Origin of the sequence: uncultured Massilia sp., from assembly GCF_913773735.1 — a bacterium.
Lineage (GTDB): Bacteria > Pseudomonadota > Gammaproteobacteria > Burkholderiales > Burkholderiaceae_D > Telluria.
In genome coordinates this window covers 1-12,666 of record NZ_CAJYEB010000009.1, presented here as the reverse complement: position 1 = coordinate 12,666, position 12,666 = coordinate 1, and the positions used below count along the sequence as shown (strand labels likewise).

The following is a 12,666-nucleotide window of genomic DNA, read 5'->3' as shown; positions in this document are numbered from 1 at the left end:
CAACGTCGAGGCGTGACGTCATTCGGACGCCTGCACCGGCGCCAGGCTGCGCAACTGGTAGCGGTAGCGTTCCCCGAACAGGAAGGTTTCGGAGAACGTCAGCCTGCCGTCCGCCTGCGCCAGCCGCTGCGGCGGCGGCAGGGGCGCGCTGCGCCGCATCGAATCGAGCGCGACCTGCGCCGCATTCGTATCCCGCGCGCGCTGCACTTCCACGCCCGCCAGCGCGCCGGCCTGGTCCACCGTGATGCGCAGCACGACGACGGCGGGCATCAGCGGCGGCAGCGTGCCGGCGAAGGCGAGGTCGGCGTTGTGCTGGAGGACGTGGCGGGCGACCAGGGTCTTGTAGTCGTCCAGGCCCGCCGGCGGCGGGATGCTGGGGCTGGCAGGCTGCGCGGGCGGCGCGGCATGCGTGATGGGGGAGGCGATGGGAGCGGGCGGCGAGCTGGCCATCAGGCCGATCGGCCCGGTGCTCGAGCATCCGCCCAAGCCAGCAATCAATGTGATGAAAACCAGGCCCGAGCGGATGATCTTTTTCATGTCAGTCGAATAATCGTCGCAGTTCGCTGCCGGGATCGGGCGCGCGCATGAAGGCTTCGCCCACCAGGAAGGCATGCACGTCGGCCTCGCGCATGCGCTTGACGTCCTGCGGTCCCAGGATGCCGGACTCGGTGACCACCAGGCGCTCGGCCGGGATACGCGGCAGCAGGCCGAGGGTGGTGTCGAGCGTGACATCGAAGGTGCGCAGGTTGCGGTTGTTGATGCCCAGCAGTTGCGTCTTGAGGCGCAGCGCCGCCGTCAACTCAGCATCGTCATGGACTTCGACCAGCACGTCCATGCCGAGTTCCATCGCGCAGGCTTCCAGGTCCGCCATCAGGCCGTGGTCCAGCGCCGCGACGATCAGGAGGATCGCGTCGGCGCCCATCGCGCGCGCCTCGTACACCTGGTACGGGTCGACGATGAAGTCCTTGCGGATCACCGGCAGGTCGCAGGCGGCGCGCGCTGCGCGCAGGTAGTCGGCGCTGCCCTGGAAGAACTGCACGTCGGTGAGCACCGACAGGCAGGAAGCGCCGCCCTGCGCATAGCTGTGCGCGATGGCGGCCGGCTGGAAGTCGGCGCGCAGCACGCCCTTGGACGGCGAGGCCTTTTTCACTTCCGCGATGACGCCGGCGCGGCCCGCCGCGATGCTGCGGCGCAGGCCGGCTTCGAAGCCGCGGATGCCGGCGCGCAGTGCGCCGTCGGTGTCGACGTCGCGGCGCAGGCTGGCCAGGTCGCGGTGCTTGCGGGCGGCGGCGACTTCGTCGGCCTTGACCGCGAGGATCTTGTTCAGGATATCGGACATGATGGAACCTTTACGATGGCTTCGACAGCGCCAGCTTGACGCCGAGCCAGACGAACAGGCCGCCGGTGGCGCGGTTCAGCCACAGTGCGACGGACGGGTTGAGCTTGATGCGGCGGCTGGCCTGCGCGGTGAACACCGCCAGGCCGTGGCACCACAGCATGCCGTTGATGTTGAAGATGCAGCCGAGTACGACGAACGCCAGCGCCTTGTCGGGCGCGCCGGCATCGATGAATTGCGGCACGAAGGCGAGGAAGAACAGCGCGACCTTCGGGTTCAGGACGTTGGTGAGGAAGCCCTGGGCGAAGATCTTCCGGTACGGCAGCGGCGGGACGGCCGGCGCGGCGGCGGCGCCGTCGCGGCGCCGGCTGCGCAGCAGGCCGAGCGCCATGTACAGGATGTAGGCCGCACCGGCCAGCTTGACGGCCGTGAACGCCGCCGCCGACGTGGCCAGCAGGGCCGACAGGCCGAGCGCCGCCGCCAGGATGTGCACGAGGGTGCCGGCGCCGATGCCCAGCGCCGCCGCGCTGCCGGCGCGCCAGCCCTGGGTGGCGCTGCGCGTCATGATCAACAGCGAGTCCGGTCCCGGCATGATGTTCAGCAGCAGTCCGGAGACGACGAACAGGCCCAGGTCGTGGATGCCGAAGGCGTGGGCCGGCATGTCAGTTGGCCGCGCCGAGCTGGCGCGTGACGGCGACGAACTGCTCCAGCTTGGCCAGCGCCGCGCCGGAGGCGATGGCGGCGCGCGCCTTGTCCAGGCCGTCGGCGATCGACGGCGCCACGCCGGCCGCGTACAGCGCGGTGCCGGCGTTCAGCGCCACGATGTCGTGCGCCGGTCCCGGCTCGCCGCGCAGCGCCTCCAGCATGCGCGCCTTCGACTCGGCGGCGTCGGCCACCTTGAGGTTGCGGCTGGCGATCATCTGCAGGCCGAAGTCTTCCGGATGGATCTCGTATTCGCGGACCTTGCCGTCGACCAGTTCGCCGACCAGGGTGCCGGCGCCCAGCGACACCTCGTCCATGTTGTCGCGGCCCCAGACCACCACCGCATGCTGGGCGCCGAGGCGCTGCAGCACGCGCACCTGGATGCCGACCAGGTCGGGGTGGAACACGCCCATCAGGATGTTGGGCGCGCCGGCCGGATTGGTCAGCGGCCCGAGGATGTTGAAGATGCTGCGCACGCCCAGTTCGCGCCGCACCGGCGCCACGTGCTTCATCGCGCTGTGGTGGTTGGGCGCGAACATGAAGCCGATGCCGGTCTGGGCGATCGACTGGGCGATCTGCTCGGGTTTCAGGTCGATGTGGGCGCCCAGCGATTCGATCACGTCGGCGCTGCCGCTCGACGACGACACGCTGCGCCCGCCGTGCTTGGCCACGCGCGCGCCGGCGGCGGCGGCCACGAACATCGCGGCGGTCGAGATGTTGAAGGTATGGGCGCCGTCGCCGCCGGTGCCGACGATGTCGAGCAGGTTCGTGGTGTCGGCCATCGGCACCCTGGTCGAGAACTCGCGCATGACCTGGGCGGCGGCGGTGATCTCGCCGATGGTTTCCTTCTTCACGCGCAGGCCCATGGTCAGCGCCGCGACCATGGTGGGGGACATGTCGCCGGACATGATGCTGCGGAACAGGTGCAGCATCTCGTCGTGGAAGATTTCGCGGTGCTCGATGCAGCGGACGAGGGCTTCTTGTGGAGTGATCATGGCGTGGGTCCAATCCAGAAATCGTAGTGATCGTTGACCGATGAGTCGTCGCCCCGGCGCAGGCCGGGGTCCAGGTTGCGGGCGGTGCGCAGGAACTGGATCCCCGCCTGCGCGGGGATGACGGTCTCGAGGGCGGTGGTACTGACGCTGTTCGCCCGCAGGTCAGCGGTCGAGGAAATTCTTCAGCATCGCATGCCCGTGCTCCGACAGGATCGACTCGGGATGGAACTGCACGCCCTCGATGTCGAACTCCTTGTGGCGCACGCCCATGATCTCGCCGTCGTCGGTCCATGCCGTCACCTCCAGGCAGGACGGCAGCGAGGCGCGCTCGATCGCCAGCGAGTGGTAGCGGATCACGGTGAAGGGACTGGGCAGGCCCGCGAACACGCCCACGCCCGTGTGCGCGATCTTCGAGGTCTTGCCGTGCATGACCTGCCTGGCGCGGACGATCCTGCCGCCGAACGCCTCGCCGATCGCCTGGTGGCCCAGGCACACGCCCAGGATCGGCTTCCTGCCCGCGAATTCCTTCAGCACGTCCACCGAGACGCCGGCGTCGACCGGCGCCTTCGGGCCCGGCGAGATGCAGATGCGGTCCGGGTCCAGTTCCGCGATCTGCCCGAGCGTGATCTCGTCGTTGCGCACGGTACGCACGTCCTCGCCCAGCTCGCCGAAGTACTGCACGATGTTGTAGGTGAACGAGTCGTAGTTGTCGATCATGAGCAGCATGTCAGATCTCTCCATCCAGTCCGTCTTGCACTTGCTCGGCCGCGCGCAGCACGGCGCGCGCCTTGTTTTCCGTTTCCTGCCATTCCATCTCGGGGACGGAGTCGGCCACGATGCCGGCCGCCGCCTGCACGTACAGGTTGCCGTCCTTGATCACGCCGGTGCGGATCGCGATGGCCACGTCCATCTCGCCGCCGAACGACAGGTAGCCGCAGGCGCCGCCGTAGATGCCGCGCTTCACGGGTTCCAGCTCGTCGATGACCTCCATCGCGCGCACCTTGGGCGCGCCGGTCAGGGTGCCGGCCGGGAAGGTGGCGCGCAGCACGTCCAGGTTGGACAGGCCGCCTTTCAGGGTGCCTTCGACGTTCGAGACGATGTGCTGCACGTGCGAGTACTTCTCGATGACCATCCGGTCGGTGACCTTGACGCTGCCGATGGTGGCGATGCGGCCGATGTCGTTGCGCGCCAGGTCGATCAGCATCACGTGCTCGGCGATCTCCTTGGGGTCGTTGAGCAGCTCGTGCGCCAGCTCGGCGTCGCGCTCCGGCGTCGCGCCGCGCGGGCGGGTGCCGGCGATCGGGCGCAGCGTGACCTTGCGCTGGCCATCGGGCTCCTGTTCGTTGCGCACCAGGATCTCGGGCGAGGAGCCGACGATCTGCATGTCGCCGAAGTTGTAGTAGTACATGTACGGCGACGGGTTCAGCGAACGCAGCGAGCGGTACAGCGACAGCGGCGAATCCACGTAGGGCTTGCGGATGCGCTGGCCGATCTGCACCTGCATCAGGTCGCCGGCCATCACGTATTCCTTGGCCACGGCCACGGCCTTCAGGTAGTCCTCCTTGCCGAAGTCGCGGACCGCCTCGGTGCGCACCGAGCTCGAGGTGACGGGCGCATCGACGCTACGGCGCAGCATCATGCGCAGGTCCTTCAGGCGCTGGCGCGCCTTCGCATAGGCCTCGGGTTGCGCCGGGTCGGCATAGACGATCAGGTACAGCTTGCCGGACAGGTTGTCGATCACGGCCAGCTCTTCGGTCAGCATCAGCTGGATTTCCGGCAGGCCGAGGTCGTCCTTCGGCGCCGTGTGCGCCAGCTTCTTCTCGATGTGGCGCACCGTGTCGTAGCCGAAGTAGCCGGCCAGGCCGCCGCAGAAGCGCGGCAGGCCCGGACGCAGCGCGACCGTGAAGCGGCTCCGGTACTGTTCGATGAAGTCGAGCGGGTTGCCCTCGTGGGTCTCGATGACCTGGCCGTCCTGCTCGATCGTGGTGACGTCGCCGCGGGTGCGCAGCAGCGTGCGCGCCGGCAGGCCGATGAAGGAGTAGCGGCCGAAGCGTTCGCCGCCGACCACCGACTCGAGCAGGAAGGTATGCTTGCCGGCGCCCTGGCTCTGGGCCAGTTTCAGGTACAGCGTGAGCGGGGTTTCGAGATCGGCGAAGGCTTCCGCGATCAGGGGGATACGGTTGTAGCCTTGCGTGGCCAGCGACTTGAATTCGAGTTCGGTCATGTTTTCTCCCAGGCCGCCGGTGAAGGAGGGAGGGGCGGCGATGTCTTCAAAAAACCTGCCGGGGCTGTGCACGCGCACGCGCACCGGCAGCAATCAAGCGGTCAGTTGGACCAGGATTGCCAGCGTCGCCAGACCCAGGCCTCAGGGGCGCCGGTGTGCGTGACGGTGGGTTTTTTGGCGGAAAACATGTATAGACGATTTACGGAAATGCGTTAGGTTGCGGTACGGTTGTGCGCAGTTAGCAGCGTTGCCGCATCGAGCAGCGAATCCACTATACCATCGGAATCCATGGTTTGCACGGGCTTTCCGTGGTTATAACCATATGGCACGGCGAGCACGAAGCAGCCGGCCGCGCGCGCGGCCTCGGCATCGTTGCTGGAGTCGCCGATGGCGACCACCTGGCCGGGATCGAGCCCGAAGTCGCGGCAGACCTGCAGCAGCGGCAGCGGGTCGGGCTTCTTGCGCGCCAGCGAATCGCCGCCGTAGACCACCTCGAAGAAGGACGCCAGCCCCTTTTGTTCCAGCAGCGGGCGGGCGAACGCGATCGGCTTGTTGGTCACGCAGGCCAGGCGCAGGCCCAGGCCCTGCAGGGCCGCCAGGCCTTCCTTCACGCCCGGATACAGCGTGGCGCGTTCGCCGTTGATGGCGAGGTAGTGGCGCTGGTAGGACGCCATGGCGTCGTCGAACACGGCGTCGATGCGCGCCGCGTCGTAGTCCAGCCCCAGCACGTCGCGGATCAGGCGCTCCGATCCCTTGCCGACCATCGGTTCGATGACGGCCGCGGTGATCGGCGCCAGCCCGAAGCCGGCGCGCATGCCGTTCAGTGCCAGTTCGAAATCCGGCACCGTGTGCAGCATGGTGCCGTCCAGGTCGATGATGGCGGCCCGGATCGCCGCAGCGCCGGCCCGCATTTATTTGCCGACCGTGGCCAGCTCGGCGCGCATGGCGTCGATCACGGCCTTGTAGTCCGGCTTGCCGAAGATGGCCGAGCCGGCCACGAAGGTGTCGGCGCCCGCCGCGGCGGCGGCGGCGATGTTGTCGGCCTTGATGCCGCCGTCCACTTCCAGCAGGATGTCGCGGCCGGATTCGTCGATCAGGCGGCGCGCGATCGCGATCTTCTTGAGCGCTTCCGGAATGAAGGACTGGCCGCCGAAGCCCGGGTTCACCGACATGATCAGCACCATGTCGATCTTGTCCATCACGTGTTCCAGGTAGTGCATCGGGGTGGCCGGGTTGAACACCAGGCCGGCCTTGCAGCCGTTGTCGCGGATCAGCTGCAGCGTGCGGTCGATGTGTTCCGAGGCTTCCGGGTGGAAGGTGATGATGTCGGCGCCGGCCTTGGCGAAGTCCGGGATGATGCGGTCGACCGGCTTGACCATCAGGTGCACGTCGATCGGCACCTGCACGTGCGGGCGGATCGCCTGGCACACCAGCGGGCCGATGGTCAGGTTGGGGACGTAGTGGTTGTCCATCACGTCGAAGTGGATGATGTCGGCGCCGGCGGCGACGACATTGCGCACTTCCTCGCCGAGGCGGGCGAAGTCTGCGGACAGGATGCTGGGGGCGATGCGGTAGGTGGTCATGGTCTGCGGGACGGCTGGTATCGAAGAGGCGTCATTTTACCTCCATGCGCGCCGGCGGGCCCGGCCCGGCCGCCATCCCGCTGTCCGCCGCCGCGGTTTCGGCAGGCGTTGTATCATGTTGGCCACGCCGATCAACACGACAAGGAACACCGATGCCCGCCTACGATTTCGCGATCGCCGTCAGGACCCAGTACCTGCCGGAACAATCCAGCCCGGAGCGGACGCAGCACGTGTTCACCTACACGATCACGATCCGCAACACCGGCACCGTGCCGGCCCAGCTGATCTCGCGCCACTGGGTGATCACCGACGCCAACAACCAGGTGCAGGAAGTGCGCGGCCTGGGCGTGGTCGGCCACCAGCCGCTGCTGCAGCCGGGCGAGCAGTTCGAATACACCAGCGGCACCCAGCTGGAGACCCAGCTCGGCTCGATGAAGGGCGAGTATTTCTTCGTCGCCGAGGACGGCCACCGCTTCGAGGTGCCGATCCCGGAGTTCGTGCTGTCGCTGCCGCACGCCCTGCACTGATCGCCGGATCACGGGGCCGGCGCATCGTCCTCGCCGTCGTGTCCGCGCTTGGCGTCCCGCGCGCGCGGCGCCTGCTCGGGCTTGCGGCCGGCAAACATCGTCCACCACACGATGAACACCAGCAGGAACAGCGCCACGCCCGCTTCCAACAGCAGTATCCACATCACGGTTTCCCCATGCTCTCGACACGCCGCAGTGTACCCGCTTTATCGACCCTCGTCGTCCTGCTGGCCGCCTGCTCGACCGCGCCGCAACAGCCGTCCCGGCCGCAACCGCAGCCGCCGGTGACGATGCCGCCGCCGGTCGGGCCGGTGACCGTGCCGCCGCAGCCGCAGCCGCAACCCCAGCCGCAGCCGCCGGCGCCGTTGTTCACCCCGGTCGCCTTCGATGCGCTGCCGGGGTGGCGCCAGGACGACCTGCGCCAGGCCTGGCCGGCGTGGCAGGCGTCCTGCCGCGCGCTGCAGGCCAGGGCCGACTGGAAGGCCGCCTGCGCGGCGGCGCGCCAGGTCGACCCGAACGACGGCGCGGCGATCCGCCGCCATTTCGAGGCCTGGTTCGTGCCCAACCTGGTGCGCGCCGCCGACGGCGCCGACGCCGGCCTGATCACCGGCTACTACGAGGCGATGCTGCGCGGCGCCCGCAAGCGTGGCGGCGCCTACCAGACGCCCTTGTACAAGGTGCCGGACGACCTGGTCACCGTCGACCTGGCCAGCGTCTACCCGAGCCTGAAGGGCATGCGCCTGCGCGGCCGCCTGGCCGGCAAGACCGTGGTGCCCTACGGCACGCGCGCCGAGATCGAGCGCGCGCGCATTCCCGGCAAGGAACTGCTGTGGGTCGACGATCCGGTCGAGGCCTTTTTCCTCGAAGTGCAGGGCTCGGGCCGCGTGGTGCTGGAAGACGGCGGCGGCACCGTGCGCGTGTCCTACGCCGACCAGAACGGCCATCCGTACAAGGCGATCGGGCGCTGGCTGGTCGAGCAGGGCGAGCTGACGCCGGAACAGGCCACGGCGCAGGGCATCAAGGCCTGGATCGCCGCGCATCCGCAGCGGCGCCAGGAACTCCTGAACGTCAATCCCAGCTATATCTTCTTCCGCGAGGAGCGCCTGCCGGATCCGGGCGTCGGTCCCAAGGGCGCGCTCGGCGTGCCGCTGACGCCGGCCCGTTCGGTCGCGATCGACCCGGCCTTCCTGCCGCTGGGCGCGCCGATCTTCCTGGCGACCACCGCGCCGGCCAGCGACGTGCCGCTGCAACGCCTGGTGATGGGCCAGGACACCGGCGGCGCCATCAAGGGCGCCATCCGCGCCGACTTCTTCTTCGGCTTCGGCGCGCAGGCGGCCGACGATGCGGGCCGCATGAAGCAGCGCGGACAGGTCTGGGTGCTGCTGCCGCGACCGGCGCCGGCGCAGGCCGCGCGCTAGTCTTTCACATGGCGCAGCCGGGTACCCGCCAGGGTGCCCAGCGTGAGCGCGGCCGCGCCGAGGGCCACGAAGGCCAGGCCGCCGCGCACGCCGTAGCGTTCGCCCAGCATGCCGGCGCCGGCCGCGCCCAGCGGCGCCATGGCCACGGTCAGGAAGCGCATCGTCGAGGTCATCCGGCCGAGGAAGGCGTCGGGCGTGACGCGCTGGCGCAGCGCCAGGTAGGGCAGGAAGAACAGGATGGCGCCGCAGTCCAGCCAGAACACGACGACCGCATACGCGATGGCGCTGGCGGTGCTGCTCCCCATCAGGTCGCGCGGGATCGCCGGCATCAGCACGAAGCCGAGGCTCGACGCGCACAGGCCGATCGCGATGGTGGCGCCGGTACCGAAGCGTCGTCCCAGTGGCTTGAGCAGCATCGAGCCGACGAACACGCCGACGCCGCCCAGCATCTGCGCCATGCCCATCGTCCCCGGCGCCAGCCCGAGCACCCGGGTGGCGAACAGCACGTACAAGGCCGTGTAGCCGTAGAACAGCAGGTGCCAGCAGGCCGAGGTCCAGGCCAGCAGGCGCAGGGTGGGGTGCTTCCAGACGAAGGACAGGCCGTCGAGCATGTCCCGGAGCGCGTGCGACCGCGGCGGCTGCGGCTGCGGTTCGCGTGCGCGGATGCGGCGCAGGTTCAGGATCGAGACGGCGAAGCCGGCCACGTTGCACAGGATGGCAACAGGCGCGCCCAGCAGCTGGACCAGGATGCCCGCCAGGCCGGGGCCGAGCAGGCGCGAGGCCGATTCGGTGGCGCCGAACTTGGCCTGGGCGTCGATCAGGCCGTCGCGCCCGACCAGGAAGGTCAGGAAGACCTGCTCGGCGCCGCCGCCCACCACGTAGCTGGTGCCGAGCAGGAATTCGATCGCGTACAGCCAGTGGATCGTCAGCCAGCCCTGCCACCAGGCCAGCGGCACGGTCGCCAGGCCGATGGCCACCATCGCATCGCTGCACAGCTTGACCGGCAGGCGCCGGCGGCGCTCCAGCAGTACGCCGGTGGGAAGGCCGAACAGCAGGAAGGGCAGGGAGCCGGCCGCGGCCAGGGTGCCCATCTGCGCGGGCGTCGCATGCAGCAGCAGGGCGGCGCAGATCGGCAGGGCCAGCAGCGTGATCTGGGAGCCGAAGTTGAACAGGATGCTGCTGGCCCAGAAACGGCGGAAATCGGGATTGCGCAGTTGCTGGTCGCCGGCGAGGCGACGGAAGAAGGCGATGGGGGACACGGGCGGGCTCGGCGAATCGCGGGACAGGCGATGATAGCAGCACGGGCTTGCCGTATACGTCACCTTTTCGTGGTTCTGGCGCTACAATCCGGAAGTCTTCTCATATAAGGGGTGTCCCATGGAGTATGCAGACCTGCTGATCGAACGTCACGACAAGGTCGTCGTGATCCGCCTGAACCGTCCGAAGGCGATGAACGCCCTCAACGACAACATGATGAACGAGCTGGGACATGCGCTGCACGCGTTCGACGCCGACCCGTCCGTCAACGTGATGATCCTGACCGGCAGCGACAAGGTCTTCGCGGCGGGCGCCGACATCGCCGCCATGGCCAACTACACCTACGCCGACACCTATCCGGGCAACTACATCGGCCGCAACTGGGAACATATCCTGGACGTGCGCAAGCCCGTGATCGGCGTCGTCGCCGGCTATGCGCTGGGCGGTGGCTGCGAACTGGCGATGATGTGCGACTTCCTGATCGCCGCCGACAATGCGAAATTCGGCCAGCCCGAGATCAAGGTCGGCGTGACCCCGGGCGCGGGCGGCACCCAGCGCCTGCCGCGCGCCATCGGCAAATCGAAGGCCATGGACATGCTGCTGACCGCGCGCATGATCGACGCGGCCGAGGCCGAGCGCACCGGCCTGGTGTCGCGCGTGGTGCCGGCCGACCTGGCCATGACGGTGGCGCTGGAGGTGGCCGAGGGCATCGCGGCGATGCCGGTGTCGGTCGCCATGCAGATCAAGGACGCCGTCAACCGCGCCTTCGAGACCACGCTGACCGAGGGCGTGCGCTACGAGCGTCGCTTCTTCCATGCCGGCTTCGGCACGGCGGCGCAGAAGGAGGGCATGGCCGCCTTCCTGGAAAAGCGCAAGCCGAACTTCGACGGGATGTGATCCCATGCGGACGTCGGCTTTCCTGAAGGGAGGCGCGGCGTTCGCGATCGTCGCGGGGGCCTTCCTCGGTTGCGCCTGGCTTCCCCCGACGCTGCCGCCGCCGACGGCGATGCTGCGCGCGCCGTCCAGCGCCTGCCTCGACACGGCCGGCACCGCACTGGGCACGGCCATCGCGCCGCTGGCGGCGGCGCATCCGGGGCTGGCGGGCATCCATCCGCTGATCGACGGCCGCGATGCGTTCGCGGCGCGCGCCCTGCTGGCGGCGCGCGCCGAACGCAGCCTCGACGTCCAGTACTACATCTGGCGCAAGGATCTCACCGGCACGCTGCTGCTGGAATCGCTGCGCGCCGCCGCCGCGCGCGGAGTGCGCGTGCGCCTGCTGCTCGACGATAACAATACCGACGGCCTGGACCCGGCGCTGCTGGCGCTGGACCGCGCGCCGAACGTCGAAGTCCGCCTGTTCAATCCCTTCGCAATGCGCAGCTGGCGCAGCCTCGGCTACCTGACCGAGTTCGCGCGCCTGAACCGGCGCATGCACAATAAATCGTTCACGGCCGATAACCAGGCGACGATCGTGGGCGGGCGCAACGTCGGCGACGAATACTTCGGCGCCGCCGACGATGTCCTGTTCGTCGACCTGGACGTGCTGGCCGTCGGCCCGGTGGTGCAGGACGTCTCGCGCGATTTCGACCGCTACTGGAACAGCGGCTCCGCCTATCCGGTGGCGGCCCTGGTCGATGCCGGGCAGGCCGACGCGCCGGACGCGTTGCCGCGCCAGGCCGCCCTCCTGCGCACGCGGCCGGAGGCGCGCGGCTATCTCGACGCCTTGCGCAGCGCGCCATTCGTCGCCCAGCTGGCGCAGCGGCGCCTGGCGCTGGAATGGGGCGTGGCGCGCCTGGTCAGCGACGATCCGGCCAAGGTGCTGGGGACGGCGCCGGCCTGGGCGCACATGGCGCCGCGGCTGCGCGCGCTGCTGGGCGAGCCGCGGCGACGACTCGACATCGTGTCGCCATACTTCGTGCCGGGCGAGGAAACGACGCGGACGCTCGTCGCCATGGCGCGCGGCGGCGTGCAGGTGCGGGTGTTGACGAATTCGCTGCATGCCACCGACGTCGCGGCCGTCCACGCGGGCTACGCCAGGTGGCGGCGCGCCTTGCTGGAAGGGGGCGTGGCGCTGTACGAGTTGAAGCGCATGGGCGATGGCGACGCGCAGCAGCGCCGCATCGGCGGCAGTTCCTCGTCCAGCCTGCATGCCAAGACCTTCGGCGTGGATGGGCAGCGCATCTTCGTCGGCTCCTTCAACCTCGATCCGCGCTCGATCGCGCTGAATACGGAGATGGGCCTGGTGATCGACAGCCCGGCGCTGGCCGGACGGCTCGACGACACGCTGGCGCAATCCATGCCGGCGCAGGCCTATGCGGTGCGGCTGGGCGAGGATGGCGAACTGGCGTGGATCGAGCGGACCGGCGGTGGCGCCGTACGGCATGCCGAGGAACCGGGGACGAACGCCTGGAAGCGCGCCGGCGTGCGCGTGCTGTCGTGGCTGCCGATCGACTGGCTGTTGTAGGCTGTTCTCATGGCCTTGCGGCAAACTCATCCATTTGCTATAGTGCGCGTCCTGCTTCTGCAGCGCAGTAAAAGTTCAGCGAAATCAAGTAGTTGGACGAGAAGTGTTGATGACTTCGATTGCGGTGCAGAAAACGAGGGGGTTGACGAAGCAAACGAAA

Annotated in this window: 14 protein-coding genes; 4 read left to right on the top strand and 10 right to left on the bottom strand. The window is 68.9% G+C overall.

All coding sequences use genetic code 11. The features are described 5' to 3' along the window. Positions 1-18 precede the first annotated feature (18 nt). The 8 genes from QZ749_RS03150 to rpe form a co-directional block, all read right to left on the bottom strand. Positions 19-537 carry a lipoprotein gene (locus QZ749_RS03150; protein WP_296943148.1) on the bottom strand — a complete coding sequence of 173 codons (519 nt, stop codon included), beginning with the start codon at positions 535-537 and terminating at the stop codon, positions 19-21. A 1-nt stretch (position 538) separates the two neighbouring features. Beyond that, positions 539-1,339, bottom strand: a complete 801-nt coding sequence (gene trpC, locus QZ749_RS03145) for an indole-3-glycerol phosphate synthase TrpC (protein WP_296943146.1) — start codon at positions 1,337-1,339, stop codon at positions 539-541. Between the two features lie 10 nt (positions 1,340-1,349). Continuing rightward, the gene (locus QZ749_RS03140) at positions 1,350-1,997 is read right to left on the bottom strand and encodes a LysE family translocator (RefSeq protein WP_296943144.1); all 648 of its coding nucleotides are present in this window, start codon (positions 1,995-1,997) and stop codon (positions 1,350-1,352) included. Between the two features lies 1 nt (position 1,998). Continuing rightward, on the bottom strand, positions 1,999-3,033 hold the full coding sequence (gene trpD / locus QZ749_RS03135) for an anthranilate phosphoribosyltransferase (RefSeq protein WP_296943142.1): 1,035 nt from the start codon (positions 3,031-3,033) through the stop codon (positions 1,999-2,001). A gap of 162 nt (positions 3,034-3,195) precedes the next feature. Next, positions 3,196-3,759, bottom strand: coding sequence for an aminodeoxychorismate/anthranilate synthase component II (locus QZ749_RS03130; RefSeq protein WP_296943140.1), 564 nt, complete (start codon positions 3,757-3,759; stop codon positions 3,196-3,198). Between the two features lies 1 nt (position 3,760). Next, entirely contained in the window at positions 3,761-5,257 is a 1,497-nt protein-coding gene (gene trpE / locus QZ749_RS03125) for an anthranilate synthase component I (RefSeq protein WP_296943138.1), read from the bottom strand. Positions 5,258-5,469: 212 nt separating this feature from the next. Next, positions 5,470-6,168, bottom strand: a complete 699-nt coding sequence (locus tag QZ749_RS03120; RefSeq protein ID WP_296943136.1) for a phosphoglycolate phosphatase — start codon at positions 6,166-6,168, stop codon at positions 5,470-5,472. Then, positions 6,169-6,840, bottom strand: coding sequence for a ribulose-phosphate 3-epimerase (rpe, locus tag QZ749_RS03115; protein WP_296943134.1), 672 nt, complete (start codon positions 6,838-6,840; stop codon positions 6,169-6,171). A gap of 152 nt (positions 6,841-6,992) precedes the next feature. Between rpe and apaG the strand changes: the two genes are divergently transcribed. After that, positions 6,993-7,367 (top strand): Co2+/Mg2+ efflux protein ApaG, encoded by a 375-nt coding sequence (apaG, locus tag QZ749_RS03110; RefSeq protein ID WP_296943132.1) that lies wholly within the window; start codon positions 6,993-6,995, stop codon positions 7,365-7,367. Between the two features lie 8 nt (positions 7,368-7,375). Here apaG and QZ749_RS03105 read toward each other — a convergent pair whose 3' ends face one another. Then, on the bottom strand, positions 7,376-7,531 hold the full coding sequence (locus QZ749_RS03105; protein WP_296943130.1) for a hypothetical protein: 156 nt from the start codon (positions 7,529-7,531) through the stop codon (positions 7,376-7,378). Positions 7,532-7,543: 12 nt separating this feature from the next. Here QZ749_RS03105 and QZ749_RS03100 point away from each other — a divergent pair, with 12 nt between their 5' ends. Next, positions 7,544-8,785 (top strand): murein transglycosylase A, encoded by a 1,242-nt coding sequence (locus QZ749_RS03100; RefSeq protein WP_296943127.1) that lies wholly within the window; start codon positions 7,544-7,546, stop codon positions 8,783-8,785. Here the strand turns inward: QZ749_RS03100 and QZ749_RS03095 are convergent. After that, the gene (locus QZ749_RS03095) at positions 8,782-10,044 is read right to left on the bottom strand and encodes an MFS transporter (RefSeq protein WP_296943125.1); all 1,263 of its coding nucleotides are present in this window, start codon (positions 10,042-10,044) and stop codon (positions 8,782-8,784) included. The genes QZ749_RS03100 and QZ749_RS03095 overlap by 4 nt on opposite strands. Positions 10,045-10,162: 118 nt before the next feature. Here QZ749_RS03095 and QZ749_RS03090 point away from each other — a divergent pair, with 118 nt between their 5' ends. Then, positions 10,163-10,939 carry an enoyl-CoA hydratase gene (locus tag QZ749_RS03090; protein ID WP_296943123.1) on the top strand — a complete coding sequence of 259 codons (777 nt, stop codon included), beginning with the start codon at positions 10,163-10,165 and terminating at the stop codon, positions 10,937-10,939. Between the two features lie 4 nt (positions 10,940-10,943). After that, positions 10,944-12,506: a phospholipase D family protein gene (locus tag QZ749_RS03085; protein ID WP_296943121.1), complete on the top strand. Its 1,563-nt coding sequence runs from the start codon at positions 10,944-10,946 to the stop codon at positions 12,504-12,506. Positions 12,507-12,666 lie beyond the last annotated feature (160 nt).

Bases quoted from the DNA above. Each gene is read 5' to 3' on its own strand.
- QZ749_RS03150 (WP_296943148.1), bottom strand. From the start codon at position 537: ATGAAAAAGATCATCCGCTCGGGCCTGGTTTTCATCACATTGATTGCT.
- trpC (WP_296943146.1), bottom strand. From the start codon at position 1,339: ATGTCCGATATCCTGAACAAGATCCTCGCGGTCAAGGCCGACGAAGTC.
- QZ749_RS03140 (WP_296943144.1), bottom strand. From the start codon at position 1,997: ATGCCGGCCCACGCCTTCGGCATCCACGACCTGGGCCTGTTCGTCGTC.
- trpD (WP_296943142.1), bottom strand. From the start codon at position 3,033: ATGATCACTCCACAAGAAGCCCTCGTCCGCTGCATCGAGCACCGCGAA.
- QZ749_RS03130 (WP_296943140.1), bottom strand. From the start codon at position 3,759: ATGCTGCTCATGATCGACAACTACGACTCGTTCACCTACAACATCGTG.
- trpE (WP_296943138.1), bottom strand. From the start codon at position 5,257: ATGACCGAACTCGAATTCAAGTCGCTGGCCACGCAAGGCTACAACCGT.
- QZ749_RS03120 (WP_296943136.1), bottom strand. From the start codon at position 6,168: ATGCGGGCCGGCGCTGCGGCGATCCGGGCCGCCATCATCGACCTGGAC.
- rpe (WP_296943134.1), bottom strand. From the start codon at position 6,840: ATGACCACCTACCGCATCGCCCCCAGCATCCTGTCCGCAGACTTCGCC.
- apaG (WP_296943132.1), top strand. From the start codon at position 6,993: ATGCCCGCCTACGATTTCGCGATCGCCGTCAGGACCCAGTACCTGCCG.
- QZ749_RS03105 (WP_296943130.1), bottom strand. From the start codon at position 7,531: ATGTGGATACTGCTGTTGGAAGCGGGCGTGGCGCTGTTCCTGCTGGTG.
- QZ749_RS03100 (WP_296943127.1), top strand. From the start codon at position 7,544: ATGCTCTCGACACGCCGCAGTGTACCCGCTTTATCGACCCTCGTCGTC.
- QZ749_RS03090 (WP_296943123.1), top strand. From the start codon at position 10,163: ATGGAGTATGCAGACCTGCTGATCGAACGTCACGACAAGGTCGTCGTG.
- QZ749_RS03085 (WP_296943121.1), top strand. From the start codon at position 10,944: ATGCGGACGTCGGCTTTCCTGAAGGGAGGCGCGGCGTTCGCGATCGTC.